Genomic DNA, 16,306 nt, shown 5'->3' on the forward strand with positions numbered 1-16,306 from the left:
CTTAGCCGATGCGCTCGGCGCGACCGAAGATGCCCTGCGGCCGGAACAGCAGGATGAGGATGAGGATCACGAGGGCCGTGGCGTACTTGAAGTCACCCGGCAGCACGAGGTTCGTGAGCTCGACGACGATGCCGATGATCATCGAACCGACGAGGGCGCCGTAGGCCGTGCCGAGACCGCCGAGGGTGACGGACGCGAACATGAGCAGCAGCAGCTGGAGGCCCGTCTGCCAGTTCACGCCGTTGAGGACCAGGCCGAGCATCACGCCCGAGAGCCCCGCGAGGCCGGCCGCGAGCGTCCACACGAACCGGATGACCCTGTCGACATCGATGCCGGACGCCGCGGCGAGCGCCGGGTTGTCCGAGACGGCGCGGGTGGCCCGGCCGAAGCGGGTCTTCGCGAGGAAGAGCCCGGTGCCGACGAGCACGACGAGCGCGATCGCCATGGCGACGTAGGACTGCACGGTCAGCGTCAGCCCCGCGAAGGTCACCGTCTCCGGGTTGCCCTGCTGGATGCGGACGGTCGAGGCGCCGAAGAAGTACTGGAACGCGTACTGCGCGGCGATCGAGAGCCCGATCGTCACGATCATGAGCTGCGTCAGGCTGATCCGCCGACGCCGCAGCGGTCGCCAGATCGCGGCGTCCTGCAGGTACCCGGTGGCCGCGCAGAGCAGCGTGACCACGATCCCGGTCACCCAGATGTTCCACCCGAGCTGGTTCGCGAACACGTAGGCGAGGAGGCCGCCGAGTGTCACCTGCTCGCCGTGGGAGAAGCTCGACAGGCCGGTCGTGCCGTAGATGAGCGAGAGACCGACCGACGCCAGGGCGATGAGGAGCCCGAGTCGGATGCCCGACGCGAGCTGCTGCCAGGCGCGGGCGGCGCTGACGCTGCTCGTGTCCGCGGTGGTGGTCGCGCCCTGCTGGTCGGAGAGCTGGAAGATCTGCCCGACGTTGGCGTTGAGCGTCGCGTTCACCTTGCGCTCGGCGTCGGCTGCGTTCGTCAGGTACTGCCCCCGCGGCAGCGACGACTGGTCGACGCTGACCGTGTACTGCCCGGCGGTCGTGACCGAGACGGACCAGCGGCCGGAGTCGTCGGTGGTCGCGGTCTGGGCGAAGCCGCCCGCACCCGCCACGTCGACGTCGATGCCGGCGGCCGGCTTCCGGTCGGAGTCGAGGATGGTGCCCCGGATGCAGCCGTTCGTCGGACTGACCGTGCAGGGCCCGGTCGCGGCACCGCTGCCCGCGGGGCTGCTGCTCGCGGGGGTGCTGCTGGCGGACGGGGCGCTCGTCGCCGCCTCGGCCGAGGGCGACACTGCCCAGTCGACCGCGAAGGTTGCGAGGAAGGCGAGGAAGAGTACTGCGGCGAGGACCAGGCGGTTGCGACCTGGTGCCCCACGGCGGAGTCGGCGCATGAGCGCTGACCCCGGCGGAGTGATGGAACCCACGGATGAGCCTCTCGTTCGGATAGTCGAGGACCCTAGGGATTTTTTGTGTCCCCCGTGTTTCCAGCACGTCTCCTGCACAAATCGTGCTGCTTTCGTGACCGACCCCGCGCAGATCCGCACGAAACCGCCCGTCCAGCCGGTACACGGACTCTCAGGGACCGGATCTCGCCCCGACCGCGGCTCCGCGTGCCGCGACGGCTCGGGGGACAGCGGAATGGCCGGCGGGTCGCGCGCGTTACCATGGCCCATCGGGAACCCGACGTTGCGCCCCGGTGCCGACCACTTCACCTCGCCCACGAAGGGGACCCATGGACCAGCCGGATCCGTTCGGATTCATCGGACTCACGTACGACGACGTCATGCTCCTGCCGGGGCACACCGACGTCATCCCGAGCGAGGCGTCCACGACGTCCCGGCTCACCAAGCGCATCGACGTGCACGTCCCGCTGCTCTCCGCGGCGATGGACACCGTCACCGAGGCCCGGATGGCGATCGCCATGGCGCGCCAGGGCGGCATCGGCATCCTGCACCGCAACATGTCCATCGAGGACCAGGCCGCCTACGTCGACAAGGTCAAGCGCTCCGAGTCCGGCATGATCACGAACCCGGTCACGACCACCCCCGACGCCACCGTCGCCGACGTCGACGCCGTGTGCGGTCAGTTCCGCGTCTCCGGCCTGCCGGTCGTCGAGTCGGACGGCACGCTCGTCGGCATCATCACGAACCGGGACATGCGCTTCGTCGCCCCGTTCGAGATGGCGACCACGCTCGTGCGCGACGTCATGACCAAGGCGCCGCTCATCACCGCGGCCGAGGGCATCGACCCCGAGGAAGCGGTCGCGATCTTCGCGCAGCACAAGATCGAGAAGCTGCCGCTCGTCGACGCCGACGGCAAGCTCCGCGGGCTCATCACCGTGAAGGACTTCGACAAGAGCGAGAAGTACCCGGACGCCACGAAGGACGACGAGGGCCGGCTGCGCGTCGGCGCCGCGATCGGGTTCTTCGGCGACGCCTGGCAGCGTGCCGAGGCCCTGCGTGACGCGGGCGTCGACGTGCTCGTCGTCGACACCGCCAACGGCGAGAGCGAGGGCGTGCTCGACATGGTCCGTCGCCTGAAGGCCGACCCGTCGTTCGCCGGCATCGACGTCATCGGCGGCAACGTCGCGACCCGTCAGGGCGCCCAGGCGCTCATCGACGCGGGCGTCGACGCGGTCAAGGTCGGCGTCGGCCCGGGCTCCATCTGCACCACCCGCGTCGTCGCCGGCGTCGGCGTGCCGCAGGTCACCGCCGTGTACGAGGCGTCGCTCGCCGCTCGCGAGGCCGGCGTGCCGGTCATCGCCGACGGCGGCCTGCAGTACTCCGGCGACATCGCGAAGGCCCTGGTCGCGGGTGCGGACACCGTCATGCTCGGGTCGCTCCTCGCAGGCACCGACGAGTCCCCGGGCGAGCTCGTGTTCGTCGGCGGCAAGCAGTACAAGGCCTACCGCGGGATGGGCTCCCTCGGCGCCCTGCAGACCCGCGGCGAGAAGACCTCGTACTCGAAGGACCGCTACTTCCAGGCCGACGTCCCCTCGGACGAGAAGCTCATCCCCGAGGGCATCGAGGGGCAGGTGCCCTACCGCGGCTCGGTGGCGAACGCCGTCTACCAGCTCGTCGGCGGGCTGCGGCAGTCGATGTTCTACGTCGGCGGCCGGACCGTCCCGGAGCTCAAGGCCCGCGGCAAGTTCGTCCGCATCACCGCGGCCGGACTGAAGGAGTCGCACCCGCACGACATCAAGATGGTCGTCGAGGCCCCGAACTACCGAGGCTGACCCGCTCGCTGAGACGCCCCCGACGCGTCGAGACGCCACCGAATCCGGCGCCGTCTCGACGCGGCGGGGGCGTCTGGCGTTCACAGGTGCGTCTCGCGGCGTCCTGCACACGAAGCGCTGGCCGGGAGGCACTCCACAGCTGCGAACATCGGCCTCCGTCCGGCGCAGCGGTGTCGCCAAGCTGCTCACCATGACCTCCTCGCTCCCGCCGGTGATCGCTCGGCGGCCCGCCGACCTCGATGATCCGGTCCGTCTCTTCCCCGGGAGCGCCGTCGAGCGCAGCGAGTGGGTCGCCCTCGACGCGCCCGACCGACGTCGCCTGGTCGTGCGGGCGCGCGCCACCGCGCTCCGGCGCCCGGCCGTCGTCTCGCACCGGTCCGCCGGCGCCCTCTGGGGCCTCCCCGAACTCGGCACCTGGGACTGGCGGTTGCACGTCGTCGACCCCGGACTGACGAAGACCCACGTCGGTGGCGGAGTCGTGCGGCACGCCGGGATGCTCGCGACGACGGACGTGGCGGACACGGGCGGGATCGCGGCGACGTCCCTCCTGCGGACGGTCGCCGACGTCGTCCACGGGGTGTCCCTGACCCACGCTGTCCTCGTGCTCGACCACGTGCTCCGCCGGGGCGAGGTCGGAGCCGACGAACTCGAGCGCGCGTTCACTGTCCGTGCCGGCAGCCGGGGGTCCCGCGTCGCCAGGACGGCACTCGACCTCGCCGATGCGGCGTCCGAATCCGCAGGCGAATCGATCAGCCGCGTGACGATGCGCGACCTCGGCGTCGCCGCCCCGGTGCTGCAACACGGGTTCGTCACCGATGCGGGCCGCTTCCGCGTCGACTTCTGGTGGCCCGGTGCCGGGGTGGTCGGCGAGTTCGACGGTCGAGTGAAGTACGACGATCCCGGAGCCCTCTGGGCGGAGAAGCGCCGCGAGGACGCGATCCGACGCCTCCCGCAGGTCGTCGGCTTCGCCCGGTGGGGGATGCGGGAGGCCGTCTCACCGCGGCTCCTCGCACCGGTCCTGCTCGCGGCCGGGCTGCCGCTCGGGCGCGGCTGGGCCGACCGCGTCCGTTGAGCACGTGCACGTGCGGTCCGTGTACCGAGACGCCGGCGTCACCGCCGGACGCCGCCCGAGAGGCGAGACGCCGCCGGAACCGACGGCGTCTCGCCGAACAGACGGCGTCTCGCTGAACGGACGGCGTCCCGGCCGGCCCCCGCCCGCCGGCCCCTACGCGCTCCGCCAGTCGTCGCTCGTGATGTGGCTGCCGCCGTGCGGGCCCATCTGCAGCATGCCGCCGTCGACCGGCAGGGACACCCCGGTGATGTACGACGACGCCGGCGAGGCCAGGAACGCCACCGCGGCCGCGATCTCCCACGCGTTGCCCGGACGACCGAGCGGCACCCCCGGGCGGTCGATGGTGTGCGGGTCCTCGTCCTCGGCGCCGGTCATCCGGGTCGCGATCTCCCCCGGTGCGACCGCGTTGGCGGTGATCCCGTGCTGCGCGAGCTCGATCGCGATCGTCTTGAGCAGCCCGCCCAGCCCGTGCTTCGCGGCGTCGTACGCGCTCGACCCGTACCGCGGCTGGTGCTCGTGCACGCTCGTGATGCCGATGATCCGCCCGCCGGTGCCCTGGTCGACCATGCGTCGTGCAGCCGCCTGGATCGTGACGAACGCGCCGTCGAGGTCCGTCGCGACCGTGTGCCGCCACTGCTCGAGGGTGATGTCGAGGAAGGGGGCGTTGTCGCCGGTCCCGGCGTCCGCCACGATGACGTCGACGCCGCCGAGCTGCGCCGCGAGGTCGTCGATGACCGCACCGGCCCGGTCCAGCTGGGTCACGTCGATCTGCGCGACGAACGCCCTTCGTCCGGCCTGCCGGATCTCCGCGGCGGTCTCCTCGGCGCGCTCGGGTTCGGACAGGTAGGTGATGCCGACGTCCATGCCGGCGGCGGCGAGGGCCACGGCGGTGGCCTTGCCGATGCCGGACTCGGCGCCGGTGACGATGGCTCGGGTCGGACGGAACGTGGTCTCGGAAGCTGCGTCGCTCATGCCCGGGACCGTACGCGCGGCCGGTGGGGTGCCCGCACGGGTCCGTCGGACGTCGGATCCGGCGCCGTCCAGGGAGCGCTCCAGACCTCGGAGACCGTCCGGACGGACTCCTCATCAGGCCTTCCCGTGCGCCTGCTCAGTTTCGTCACGGGTGTGTAACGAAACGTCCAGGTGTCGATCCTGGACACACACGCGAAACACTTCGGCCCTAGTTTTCTCGGCAACCCACGCGGAGGTGACCGCGCTCGACCCGATGCGGTTGGGCCTCCGCGCAGAGAAAGGGCTCCACGGATGACCAGAACCACCCGTGCCACCACGGCACTGGCAGTGGCGGGAGCGGCAGCGCTCCTCCTCGCCGCGTGTTCCACCGGCGGCAGCGCCGAGTCGACCTCCTCCGCGTCGGCAGGCGGTGCGAAGAAGGACCCGGCCGCCAGCTGCAAGGCACCCGACACCCCCGGTACCGACGCGCTGAAGATCGGCACGATCCTGCCGCTCACCGGCACGCTGTCGTACCTCAACCCGCCGGCCGAGTCCGGTGTCGGCCTCGCGGTCGAGGACATCAACGCCGCGGGCGGCGTGCTGGACAAGGACGTCAGCATCGACCCCGCCACCGACTCCGGTGACAGCAACGACATGACCGTGTCGAGCTCCGCGGCGACGAAGCTCGTCAACGCCAAGGTCCCCGTCGTCATCGGCGCCGAGTCGTCCAGCGTCACGCTGAACGTCATCGACCAGCTGACGAGCAACTGCATGGTGCAGATCTCGCCGGCGAACACCGCGACCGACCTGTCGGGCTACTCGTCGCACTACTACCGCACCGCTCCGCCGGACTCGGTCCAGGGCTCGGCGCTCGGTCAGCTCATCACCGGTGACGGCAACGCCACGGTCGCGTTCCTGGTCTTCAACGACACCTACGGCACGGGTCTCCGCGACACCGTCCAGAAGGCGGTCGAGGACTCGGGCGGCCAGGTCGTCTACGGCGGCAAGGGCAAGGGTCAGGAGTTCCCGCCCGGACAGACGACGTTCTCGTCCGAGGTGACGGCGGCCCTCGCGGCCAAGCCGGACGCCATCGTGGTGCTCGCCTTCGACGAGACGAAGTCGATCATCCCCGAGCTGAAGTCGCAGAACGCCGACATGGCGAAGATCTACATGTCCGACGGCAACACGGCGGACTACTCGAAGGACTTCGACCCGGGCACCCTCGAGGGCGCCCAGGGCACCATCCCCGGTGCGAGCCCGAAGGACGAGCTGAAGCAGCGCCTGGCGGACTTCTACAAGAAGTCGTCCGGCAAGGAGCTCGCCGACTACTCGTACGCGGCCGAGTCCTACGACGCCACCACCCTCGCCGCGCTGGCCGCGGTCAAGGGCAAGGGCACCGACTCCGGGACGATCCAGGCCAACATGGCCGCGGTCTCCGGTGCGGACGGCGGCACCGAGTGCTCGACCTTCGCCGACTGCAAGAAGCTGCTCGACTCCGGTGAGGACATCCACTACACCGGCCCGTCCGGCATCGGTCCGTTCGACAGCAAGAACGACCCGTCGAGCGCCTACATCGGCATCTACAAGTTCGACGGCGACAACAAGCCCGTCTACCAGACCGCGATCCAGGGTTCGGTCTCGAAGTAACACCGCTCGACGTAGGCCCCGGACCTCTCGCAGGTCCGGGGCCGACGTCGTTCCCGCGAGACTCGCGTCCGCGGACAGTTTCGCGGGCGCGGTACCGCGAAACTGTCCGCATGGCCGAGTCTCGGCACAGCGCTCCGGACCGCGCGCTGGCACCGAGGCGGACGGGAGGCGCTCCCCGCCTCCATCAGGCCGGCTCGACCGCCGCAGGTGCTGACGTCCGGCGCCGCGCTGCCCGGGCGGCCGCGAAGCTGTCGACCGTGAGCACCACGAGCGCCACCCAGACGATGCCGAAGCCGACCCACCGCGCGGGCGGCATCGCCTCGTGCTGCACGACGACGCCGACGAGCAGCTGCAGGACCGGCGCGAGGTACTGCGTCAACCCGAGCGTCGACAGGCTGACCCGCCGTGCGGACGACGCGAACAACAGCAGCGGCACCGCCGTCGCCGGGCCGGTCAGCACCGTGACGACGGCGTGCGGCCACCCCTCGCTCGTGAACGTCAGGCCGCCCCCGAGTCCCGTGACCCCGAGCACGACGAGCGCACCCACCGCGATCGGCAGCAGCCACGCGGTCTCGAGCGTCAGCCCGCTCAACGCGTCGACCGTCCCGCCGACGCGCTTCTTGACGAGGCCGTACAGCCCGAACGAGAACGCCAGCACGAGCGAGATCCACGGCACCTGCCCGTAGCCGATCGCGATCACGACGACGGCCGCGACGCTGATGCCGACCGCCGCCCACTGTGCCGGCCGCAGGCGCTCGCGGAGGACCACCACACCGAGCGCGATCGTCACGAGCGGGTTGATGAAGTAGCCGAGCGCCGCCTCGACCGTGTGGCCCGTCGTCGTCGCGGCGACGTACACGGTCCAGTTCACCAGGATGAGCACCGCGGCGAGGCCCATGACGAGCACCACCCGACGCTGGGCGAGCAGGGAGCGCGTGCGGAGCCAGGAGCGGGTGACGGCGATCGCGACCGCGCAGAACACCAGGCCGAAGACGATGCGCCAGGCGACGATCTCGAACGCACCGGCGGGGCTCATCGCCGCGAAGAGCAGGGGCATGAGGCCCCAGAGGCCGTACGCCACGATCGCCTGGACCACGCCGACGGACGCCTCGCTGCGGACCGGCCGGGCCGGCACCTGTTCACTCACGGAACCATCCTAGGAAGCCGGTCGGACGCTGCGGAGCGGCTCCGCGCCTCCCGGCCGTCACCGGACGCAGGAACGCCCCGCCGGCTGGGAGCCGGACGGGGCGTTCGTGGGGCGTGAGCTCAGTGCTCGATGACCGCGAGGACGTCGCGCGCCGAGAGGACGAGCAGGTCCTCGCCGGAGTACTTGACCTCGGTGCCGCCGTACTTCGAGTAGATGACCTTGTCGCCGACGGCGACGTCGAGCGGGACGCGGTTGCCGTTGTCGTCGATGCGACCCGGACCCACGGCGACGACCTCGCCCTCCTGGGGCTTCTCCTTCGCGGTGTCCGGGATGACGAGACCGGAAGCGGTGGTCTGCTCCGCCTCGACCTGGCGGATGACGATGCGATCCTCGAGCGGCTTGATGGTGACGGCCACGGTGACCTCTTCTTTCTCGGTACTGACTCGGTACAGATGGGAACCGGTTGGCACTACGCACAGGAGAGTGCCAACGCGAGTCTAGGGACAGTCTGGCACTCGGTCAATCCGAGTGCCAGCACACGGCCGGGCTCCCGGCGACCTGCGAGGATCGTCGGGTGGAAGCCGCCGATCTCGCCCAGTTGCTGACCCCCGAGGGGATGGCCCTGCTCGACCGTACCCCCGGTGTCTCGGACGGGGGCGAGATCGTCCGGGTGGTCTCGCGGCTGCGCGCCGAGGGGCACGACCCCGGGCTCGTGGCCGCCGTCCTCACGCAGGCGAAGCTGCGCCAGAAGGCCCGCGGGAAGTTCGGCGACTTCGCCGCGCGCATGCTCTTCACCGAGGCCGGACTCGAGCAGGCCACGCGGCTGCAGGTCGCCGCACAGCACGCCGGACGCTTCGCCGCCGCCGGCCTGACGCGTGTCGCCGACCTCGGCTGCGGCATCGGCGGGGACGCGATGGCGATGGCCGCGCTCGACCTCGACATCACGGCGGTCGACCGCGACGAGGTGACCGCGGCCGTCGCGACGCACAACCTGGCGCTCTGGCCGAACGCGCGCGTCGAGCTCGGCGACGCCGCCGAGTTCGACCTGTCCCGCGTCGACGGCGTGTGGATGGACCCCGCGCGTCGGACGGCCGGGCACGCGAACACGAAGCGCCTCGCCGACCCGGACGACTGGTCGCCCACGCTCGACACCGTCTTCGCCGCGGCCACGACGACCCCGACGGGCGTGAAGCTCGGCCCGGGCATCGACCGCGACCTGATCCCCGACACCCTCGAGGCGCAGTGGGTCTCCGTCGACCGCGAGGTCGTCGAGCTCGTCCTCTGGTCGGGCCCGCTCGCCCGCGCCGGCGTCCGACGAGCGGCGACCGTCATCGGTGCCCACGGGATCGCCGAGCTCACCGGTCCCGCCGACGCGGAGGACGTCGAGGTCGGCCCGGTCGGCACCTACCTGTACGAGCCGGACGGCGCCGTCATCCGCGCCCGGCTCATCGGCGACCTCGCCCGGTCCCTGGACGGCCGGATGCTCTCGGACGGGATCGCCTACGTCACCTCGGACCGGGCCGCCACGACACCCTTCGCACAGGGGTTCCGGGTGCTCGACACGATGCCGCTCGACGTGAAGCAGCTCGCCGCCCGCCTGGCCGCCGAGGACGTCGGCACCGTGGAGATCAAGAAGCGCGGGGTCGACGTCGATCCCGCGCAGTTCCGGAAGCGGTTGCGGCTGCGGGGGCGCCGGTCGGTCACGCTGGTGCTCACCCGCCTGGAGGGACGGCACACCGCGGTCCTGTGCGAGCGGCTCGCCGGGGTGGCCGGGTAGGGCGCGGGAGCGCGTCGGCGCGGGTACGGCGTCGGCGCGGGTCCGGCATCGGCGCGGGTCCGGCGTCGGTGTTGCGTCGGTTGCCGCGTCTCCTCGGCAGGAGGACAGGACCCCGCGAACCGTTCGCGGGGTCCTGTCGTTCTCGCGGAGTGGTCAGCCGATGAAGGCGCCCGAGTCGTAGTCGTACGAGTCGGAGTAGCCGTGCGACGAGGCGATCGCGATGATGAAGACGACCGCGAACAGCACGTACAGCCCGGTCAGGACCCACCCGCCGATGATCCCGGCGAGCGCCAGGCCGCGGCCGGCCTCACCGGACTGCTTGATCTTGCCGAGGGCGATGTGGCCCATGATCGCGCCGGCCGGGCTCGACAGGATGACGAGCGGCCAGATGATGATGCCCGCGTAGGCGAAGACGATGGACAGGATCGCCAGCGTGTTCGTCCGCGGACGCTGCGCGTAGGGCTGGTACCCGCCGGTGGCGTACGGCGCCGCGTAGGGGTTGCCGCCCTGCGGCTGCGCGTACGGGTTGCCCTGGGGCTGCGCGTACGGGTTGCCCTGGGACTGCTGCGCGTACGGGTTCGCGCCCGCCTGACCGTAGGGCGCGCCCGTCGGCTGCTGCCCGTACGGCGTCTGCTGGCCCTGCGGCGCCTGCCCGTACGGGGCCTGCTGCCCCGGCTGGGGCTGCTGCCCGTACGACGACGGGCCCTGCTGCCCCTGGGGCGCGGTGGAGCCGCCGGTGACGCCCTGGGCCGCGGTGCCCTGACCGGACCGCGACCACGGGTCCTGCGCGCTGCTCGACGGCGCCGACATCGGGGGCTGGTACGCACCCGACTGCTGCCCGTCCTGGTGCCGGGCGTCGGGCTGCTGGCCGTCGCGCTGTTGGCCGTCGGGCGACCCGTTCGACTCGCCCGGCTTCGGCCACTGGTTCTGATCGGACACCGTCCACCCCTCCTCGGCGCCCGGTCGGCGCCCGAGAGGATCCTCCCACAAGCGCCTCCGCCCGGTCTCGGCAGCCCGGCCGGGCCCGCCGATCAGACCTGGACGGTCGTCACCGGCAAGGTCGAGTCGGCGGCGATCCCGAGGTCGCTCGGCGCGTGCCCCTCGGCCACCAGACGCGCACCGATCGCGGCGATCATCGCGCCGTTGTCCGTGCAGAGGTCGAACGGCGGGATCCGCAGCGCGACGCCGGCTGCAGCGCACCGCTCCTCGGCGACGGCGCGGAGCCGGGCGTTCGCGACGACCCCGCCGCCGAGCAGCAGCCGGTCGACGCCGGTGTCCCGGCACGCGGCGAGCGCCTTCGTGAGGAGGACGTCCACGACGGCCTCGCGGAACGACGCCGCGACGTCCGCGACCGGCACCTCGCGGCCCTCGTCGCGTGACTTCTCGACCCAGCGCGCGACGGCCGTCTTGAGTCCCGAGAAGGAGAAGTCGTACCGGTGCGCCGCCATGTCCTTCGGCAGCGTGAGGCCGCGGGGGAAGCGGATCGCGGTCGGGTCGCCGTCGGCAGCCGCCCGGTCGATCTGCGGGCCGCCGGGGTAGGGCAGGCCGAGCAGCCGCGCGACCTTGTCGAATGCCTCGCCCGCGGCGTCGTCGATGGTCTCGCCGAGCAGTTCGACGTCGCCGACCAGGTCCCGCACGAGCAGCAGCGAGGTGTGCCCGCCGGAGACCAGCAGCGCCACGGTCGGCAGCTCGATCGCGGTGTCGTCCGCGCGCAGCACGTCCGCGCCGACGTGCCCGACGAGGTGGTTCACCCCGTACAGCGGCTTGCCGGTTGCGACCGCGAGCGCCTTGGCCGCGCCGACCCCGACCATGAGCGCGCCCGCGAGCCCCGGTCCCGCGGTCACCGCCACCGCGTCGAGCTCGTCGAGCGTCACGCCCGCGCGCTCGAGGGCCTCGTGCAGGGTCGGGGTCATCGCTTCCAGGTGTGCCCGCGCCGCGACCTCGGGCACGACCCCGCCGTAGCGCGCGTGCTCCTCCATGCTCGAGGCGATCACGTTGGCCAGCAGGGTGGTGCCGCGGACGATGCCGACCCCGGTCTCGTCGCAGCTCGTCTCGATGCCGAGCACCAGGGGTTCAGTCGCGCTCACCGAGGGTCTCCTGTCCGATGGGTCCGGGGCCGGTCGGCGCGGGTGCGAGCGTCGCCCGCATCACCCACGCGTCGACACCGTCCGGCTGGTAGTAGCGGGGGCGGACGGCGATCTGCTCGAAGCCGGCCGCCGTGTACATCGCCTGCGCGACGGGGTTGTCGGCACGCACCTCGAGGAACACCTCGTGCACCCCGCGCCGACGGGCCTCGTCGAGCAGTTCCGTGAAGAGCGCCCTGCCGATCCCCCGCCCCCGCTGCTCGGCAGCGACGGCGATGGTCTGCACGTCGGCGACGGGGTTGCCGGCGAGCGAGGACAGCCCGGCGTAGCCGACGACCGTCGGGGCGCCGTCCTCCGTGGTCTCGACCACGACGTAGTACCCGTGCGGCGACCACAACTCGCCCGCCATCTGCGACGCCGACCAGGCGTCCGTCGGGAACGAGGCGTGCTCGAGCCACATGATGTCGTCGAGGTCCTGCGGGACCGCCCGGCGCATCCGCAGTCCGTCCGCCGACGGTCCGGTCACCGGACGACCCGCTTCGGGGCTCCCGGCACCGTCACGTCGGGGTCGCGCAGGTACAGCGGGGTGTCGTCCGCGAAGGGCGCGCCGGAGGCGAGCCGGTCTGCGGCGATCGCCCCGAGCCTCCCGGCCGGCACCGTCGCGACCGTCACCCGGTCCCAGCCCACCGCGTCCGGACGGGAGGCACGGATCGCCTCGTCCAGGTCCGCCGGCCTGGCGAGTCCCGGACCCGCCACCCGTGTGCCGGTCCGGTCGTACGCGCTCCAGTAGACCTCGCGCCGACGCGCGTCCGTCAGGACGACGAACGGGCCGTCCTGGGCCTGGTCGGCCGCGATCGCGTCGTGGCTGACGAGGGGCAGGACGGGGACGCCGAGGGCGGCGGCGAAGGTCCGCGCGGCGGCGATGCCGACGCGCAGCCCGGTGAAGGGACCGGGGCCCGTGCCGGCGACGACGCCGGTGACGTCGGCACCGGTGATCCCGGCCTCGACGAGGACCTCGGCGAGGAACGGCCCGACGACCTCGGCGTGACGGCGGGAGTCGTCGGTGCTGCGCTCGGCGACGGTCCGGCCGGTCGTCGGGTCGACGACCGCGACGGAGGTACCGGCGGACGTGTCGATGGCGAGGAGCACGCGTCCATCGTAGGTCCGACCGCCCCGTCTGCATCCCGACAGCCCTTGCGTGCGGCCACTGATACTCGATACGTTGCGTTTCACACGTCTCTGAAGGAGGACCATGATCAACATGAAGGTACTTTCCGCGGCGGCTACCGCCGCTCTGGTGACGGGTGCGGTGCTCGTCCCTGCAGTCAGCGCTGCTGCTCAGCCCGCTCCGACGACGCCGGCGATGGAGCGGGCCTCTACGACTACGACCGACTCAGCCCCGCACGACGAGCCTCGGGCGGCTGCGGGCGTCGCCAAGGCCCTGTACGCCGGCTTCAAGGCGGCGACTTCCCCTCGGGACGCCGCCAAGGTCCTCTCCTGGGCCAGCGTGCTCGGGCGGTCATCGGTACCGGGCGGCTCGACCGCCGACCTCGAAGCCAGCTACTTCGATCGCTGATCAAGAGGTGGCGCTCTGCGCAGAGCGCCACCTCTCAGGAGGATCATGAAGGAACGACTCTGCTCCGCCGCGTCTGTTCTGGTGGTGTGCACCTATGCGGTGTTGGCCCTCGTCCTCGCCGGTCCCGTCACCCCGATCAGCTTCGCGCTCGCGCCCGTCGCACATCGGATCGAGCCCTGGTTCTCGCAGAGTTGGCAGCTCTTCGCGCCCGACCCGATCAGTGAGGAACGCGGCGTGCTCGCCAGGGTGATGTGCGGCCGCCGAGCGACAGGCTTCGTCGACATCACGACCCCGGGGATCAGCAGATCGAACTCCCGCCGGGTGTTCCCGTCGCGCGAGAGCCGCGTCATCAGCAATCTCCTCGTGCAGCGCTTCATGGAGGATCCGGTCAGCGAGCGCCTTGCGGAGAAGAACATCGAGAGACCGCGCCAGTTGGACGACGAAGCGCAGCGAGCGCAGGACGAAGCCGAACAACTCCTCGCCCGGTACGCAGCGCAACGCATCGACTGCGCGAAGGGGTCTCACCCGACCGCTGTCCAGCTGCGCTACGTGTTCCACCGCTTCCCTGGATGGTCACGCCGAACCGCACCCGACAGCCCGGAGCACACGCGCGTGGAGGAGTCGCAATGGATCACGCTCTGACGTCGAACCTCGATCGCGTCGTCGGGTGGCTGAGCGAAGGACGACATGCTCCGACCGCGGTGAGTCTGCTCCGGGCGACGGTCGGACTCGTATCCGTCGCCTACTACGCCACCTCGTGGGCTGACCGCCGCTTCCTGTTCGGACCTGACGGCCTGTACGGCACGGACATGATGCACGATCTCGTAGCTGCTCGAGGAGCCTTCAGCCTCTACCTCGTGAGCGGGTCGATGGTCTGGTTCGAGGTCGTGTTCCACGTCGGATGCCTGCTCGCCGTGCTGGTCATGCTCGGCATCGGTGGTCGTCTCGCGCTCAGTCTGCACGGAGCCTTCATCTGGTCGTTGTACATGACGAACCCCACCCTCATGGACGGTGGAGACAACCTCGTCATCCTCGTGATCCCGTTCCTCCTGCTCACCAGGTGCTTCGATCGAGTCACGGTGATGCCGTCCCGACGTCACAGAACCGACCGGACGAGCTCGACCATCGCGCACAACACCGGTGTGCTCCTGATCAGCGTGCAGCTCTGCATCGTCTACCTCCTTGCCGGGCTCTACAAGGTGCAGGGCCAGTTGTGGCAGGACGGAACGGCTCTGTACTACATCCTTCGAGTACCGGAGTTCTTTTGGCCAGGAGTCACGCCGCTCCTCTTCCATGCGGGATGGCTGCTCGTCATCGCCGCCTACGCGACGGTCCTCACGTCCGTGTTCTTCCCCGCCCTCGTACTCTTCCGTGCCGGGCGACCGATCGCAGTCTCCCTGATGATCGTGTTCCATTGCGGAATAGCCCTGCTGATGAACCTGACGTCGTTCGCCCTCGTGATGATCGCCCTCGACCTGATCTTCGACGAGGCCCGCGCAGAGCGGATCGTCCTGCGCGCCTCATCCTCGCTCCGCACCGCGAAGCGCCTCGTCTGTCGCGAGGGAGGTCGGGGCCGTGTTCCGTCGCCCGAACTCTGACAGGGGTACCTGGATCGCGGCGTGGGTCGACCGGGACGGCGTCCCCGAGATGGTGCGCGATCACATCCCGCCGTACTCACCGGACCACCTGGTCGAGTGGGGCAGCATCACCAAAGCGGTGACGGCGACAGCAGTCCGGATCGCCATCACCGAGGGACTGTTCAGCGGGGGCGACGAGGTTGCCCGACTGCTCCCTCGGCTCCCCGAAGCACACTTCTCGGTGCTCGAACTGCTCGAGCACCGTTCAGGCCTGCCGCGGATGGCGCATCCGATCCGAGCCCTCTTCCGACGCGATCCCTACGCTGACGTGGTCGGGCGTCGCCTCGACCCTGCCACCGTCGTGCCGCTGCTGCCGCGCGGTGACCACCTGTACTCGAACCTCGGGTACGCAGTGCTGGGAGAAGTCCTCGACGCTACCGTGGCGAGCTGGTGGGACTGGGCCGTGGATCGCGTGCTGGCCCCTGCCGGAGTCACGACCGCAACGCTCCATCCGTCACCGCCCGCGCGCGTGCTCCCTCGGGACCGCGCAGGCCGACCACTCGAGCCCTGGTCAGTGGGCGCCGGTCCCTACGCGGCGGCGGGCGGTGTCTGGTCGACGTTCGACGACCTCTGCAGGTTCCTCGGCGCCGCAGCGCACGAGACGACGACACCGCCGGGGTGGCAGTCGGCACCCGGCGCCGACGTCATCAACGGCGCCACCCGCCACAGCCGCGCGTGTGCGATCCGTCCCTCCGGCGGCTCACGAGTCCTCGTGGCTCACGGACTGCGCCTCGGTGCTCGGTTGGAACGGAAGTCCGTCGAACTCGCGCGAGCATCCCGCATCGGCGTCGGCCGTGAGGAGTGACCCCGATCGGGAGCCGAGCGTGGAGTGCAAGCGCGGGTCAACAGTGTCGGGTTTGTGAGCAAGCGTTTGCAGAATCACCGTCGGTCGAGTAGGAATACTCTTCGGTGATGTTCTGCCGAACACATGCAGAGCACACGCGACACGATCAGGAAGGACGCCCGATGCCCTGGACCCCTCGTACCGCCGTGCACCGCGACCCCGACCAGTGGCGCCGTCGCGGGCTGACCCCGCCCGCCGAACTCGAGGCGCTCGTGCACGCCCGGGTGGGGTGGCTCCCCGTCGCCGAGCCGAGCTACGCCGACTTCTTCATCGACCCGACCGCTCGCCTTCCCGGCGAGTGACCACCGCGGGACCC

The 16,306-nt window shown here is 71.1% G+C and carries 17 protein-coding genes; 9 read left to right on the top strand and 8 right to left on the bottom strand.

All coding sequences use genetic code 11. The annotated features are described in order from the left end of the window. Window position 1: 1 nt before the first annotated feature. The gene (locus QUG92_RS05170; RefSeq protein WP_223246603.1) at window positions 2-1,444 is read right to left on the bottom strand and encodes a branched-chain amino acid ABC transporter permease; all 1,443 of its coding nucleotides are present in this window, start codon (window positions 1,442-1,444) and stop codon (window positions 2-4) included. Between the two features lie 308 nt (window positions 1,445-1,752). On the opposite strand from QUG92_RS05170, the gene guaB reads away from it, so the two are divergent. Both guaB and QUG92_RS05180 read left to right on the top strand, forming a co-directional pair. After that, entirely contained in the window at window positions 1,753-3,255 is a 1,503-nt protein-coding gene (guaB, locus tag QUG92_RS05175) for an IMP dehydrogenase (protein ID WP_069712839.1), read from the top strand. 190 nt (window positions 3,256-3,445) lie between these two features. After that, window positions 3,446-4,327 carry a hypothetical protein gene (locus QUG92_RS05180; RefSeq protein ID WP_289457951.1) on the top strand — a complete coding sequence of 294 codons (882 nt, stop codon included), beginning with the start codon at window positions 3,446-3,448 and terminating at the stop codon, window positions 4,325-4,327. Window positions 4,328-4,480: 153 nt separating this feature from the next. On the opposite strand, the gene QUG92_RS05185 is transcribed toward QUG92_RS05180, so the two are convergent. Beyond that, window positions 4,481-5,299: an SDR family oxidoreductase gene (locus QUG92_RS05185; protein ID WP_069712837.1), complete on the bottom strand. Its 819-nt coding sequence runs from the start codon at window positions 5,297-5,299 to the stop codon at window positions 4,481-4,483. A gap of 291 nt (window positions 5,300-5,590) precedes the next feature. Here QUG92_RS05185 and QUG92_RS05190 point away from each other — a divergent pair, with 291 nt between their 5' ends. Then, a complete protein-coding gene (locus QUG92_RS05190) occupies window positions 5,591-6,925 on the top strand; it encodes an ABC transporter substrate-binding protein (RefSeq protein ID WP_069712836.1) in 1,335 nt (444 codons plus the stop codon). A 184-nt stretch (window positions 6,926-7,109) separates the two neighbouring features. Here the strand turns inward: QUG92_RS05190 and rarD are convergent, their stop codons facing one another. After that, entirely contained in the window at window positions 7,110-8,072 is a 963-nt protein-coding gene (gene rarD / locus QUG92_RS05195; RefSeq protein WP_289457952.1) for an EamA family transporter RarD, read from the bottom strand. Window positions 8,073-8,191: 119 nt separating this feature from the next. Continuing rightward, on the bottom strand, window positions 8,192-8,488 hold the full coding sequence (gene groES / locus QUG92_RS05200) for a co-chaperone GroES (protein ID WP_056121496.1): 297 nt from the start codon (window positions 8,486-8,488) through the stop codon (window positions 8,192-8,194). A gap of 158 nt (window positions 8,489-8,646) precedes the next feature. Between groES and QUG92_RS05205 the strand changes: the two genes are divergently transcribed. After that, a complete protein-coding gene (locus QUG92_RS05205) occupies window positions 8,647-9,849 on the top strand; it encodes a class I SAM-dependent methyltransferase (protein WP_289457954.1) in 1,203 nt (400 codons plus the stop codon). A 153-nt stretch (window positions 9,850-10,002) separates the two neighbouring features. On the opposite strand, the gene QUG92_RS05210 is transcribed toward QUG92_RS05205, so the two are convergent. The 4 genes from QUG92_RS05210 to tsaB all read right to left on the bottom strand — a co-directional run bounded on the left by QUG92_RS05210 (window position 10,003) and on the right by tsaB (window position 13,082). Beyond that, the gene (locus QUG92_RS05210) at window positions 10,003-10,788 is read right to left on the bottom strand and encodes a DUF4190 domain-containing protein (protein ID WP_220456167.1); all 786 of its coding nucleotides are present in this window, start codon (window positions 10,786-10,788) and stop codon (window positions 10,003-10,005) included. Window positions 10,789-10,880: 92 nt separating this feature from the next. Further along, window positions 10,881-11,936 carry a tRNA (adenosine(37)-N6)-threonylcarbamoyltransferase complex transferase subunit TsaD gene (gene tsaD / locus QUG92_RS05215; RefSeq protein ID WP_289457955.1) on the bottom strand — a complete coding sequence of 352 codons (1,056 nt, stop codon included), beginning with the start codon at window positions 11,934-11,936 and terminating at the stop codon, window positions 10,881-10,883. Beyond that, window positions 11,923-12,459, bottom strand: a complete 537-nt coding sequence (rimI, locus tag QUG92_RS05220) for a ribosomal protein S18-alanine N-acetyltransferase (protein ID WP_289457956.1) — start codon at window positions 12,457-12,459, stop codon at window positions 11,923-11,925. Before rimI ends, tsaD begins: the two co-directional genes overlap by 14 nt. After that, on the bottom strand, window positions 12,456-13,082 hold the full coding sequence (tsaB, locus tag QUG92_RS05225) for a tRNA (adenosine(37)-N6)-threonylcarbamoyltransferase complex dimerization subunit type 1 TsaB (protein WP_289457957.1): 627 nt from the start codon (window positions 13,080-13,082) through the stop codon (window positions 12,456-12,458). The genes rimI and tsaB overlap by 4 nt, the downstream gene beginning before the upstream one ends. A gap of 103 nt (window positions 13,083-13,185) precedes the next feature. Here tsaB and QUG92_RS05230 point away from each other — a divergent pair, with 103 nt between their 5' ends. From QUG92_RS05230 to QUG92_RS05250, 5 genes are all read left to right on the top strand, one after another. Then, on the top strand, window positions 13,186-13,509 hold the full coding sequence (locus QUG92_RS05230; RefSeq protein WP_289457958.1) for a hypothetical protein: 324 nt from the start codon (window positions 13,186-13,188) through the stop codon (window positions 13,507-13,509). 45 nt (window positions 13,510-13,554) lie between these two features. Beyond that, on the top strand, window positions 13,555-14,151 hold the full coding sequence (locus QUG92_RS05235) for a DUF5819 family protein (protein WP_289457959.1): 597 nt from the start codon (window positions 13,555-13,557) through the stop codon (window positions 14,149-14,151). 59 nt (window positions 14,152-14,210) lie between these two features. Then, window positions 14,211-15,107 (top strand): HTTM domain-containing protein, encoded by an 897-nt coding sequence (locus QUG92_RS05240; RefSeq protein WP_289457960.1) that lies wholly within the window; start codon window positions 14,211-14,213, stop codon window positions 15,105-15,107. Beyond that, on the top strand, window positions 15,085-15,951 hold the full coding sequence (locus tag QUG92_RS05245) for a serine hydrolase domain-containing protein (protein ID WP_289457961.1): 867 nt from the start codon (window positions 15,085-15,087) through the stop codon (window positions 15,949-15,951). The genes QUG92_RS05240 and QUG92_RS05245 overlap by 23 nt, the downstream gene beginning before the upstream one ends. Before the next feature lie 161 nt (window positions 15,952-16,112). After that, on the top strand, window positions 16,113-16,292 hold the full coding sequence (locus QUG92_RS05250; RefSeq protein ID WP_141718952.1) for a hypothetical protein: 180 nt from the start codon (window positions 16,113-16,115) through the stop codon (window positions 16,290-16,292). Window positions 16,293-16,306 lie beyond the last annotated feature (14 nt).

Source organism: Curtobacterium citri, assembly GCF_030362955.1.
GTDB classification, from domain to species: Bacteria; Actinomycetota; Actinomycetes; order Actinomycetales; family Microbacteriaceae; genus Curtobacterium; species Curtobacterium citri.

Coding starts and splice junctions, on each gene's coding strand:
- guaB (WP_069712839.1), top strand. CDS start 1,753: ATGGACCAGCCGGATCCGTTCGGATTCATCGGACTCACGTACGACGAC.
- QUG92_RS05180 (WP_289457951.1), top strand. CDS start 3,446: ATGACCTCCTCGCTCCCGCCGGTGATCGCTCGGCGGCCCGCCGACCTC.
- QUG92_RS05185 (WP_069712837.1), bottom strand. CDS start 5,299: ATGAGCGACGCAGCTTCCGAGACCACGTTCCGTCCGACCCGAGCCATC.
- QUG92_RS05190 (WP_069712836.1), top strand. CDS start 5,591: ATGACCAGAACCACCCGTGCCACCACGGCACTGGCAGTGGCGGGAGCG.
- QUG92_RS05230 (WP_289457958.1), top strand. CDS start 13,186: ATGATCAACATGAAGGTACTTTCCGCGGCGGCTACCGCCGCTCTGGTG.
- QUG92_RS05235 (WP_289457959.1), top strand. CDS start 13,555: ATGAAGGAACGACTCTGCTCCGCCGCGTCTGTTCTGGTGGTGTGCACC.
- QUG92_RS05250 (WP_141718952.1), top strand. CDS start 16,113: ATGCCCTGGACCCCTCGTACCGCCGTGCACCGCGACCCCGACCAGTGG.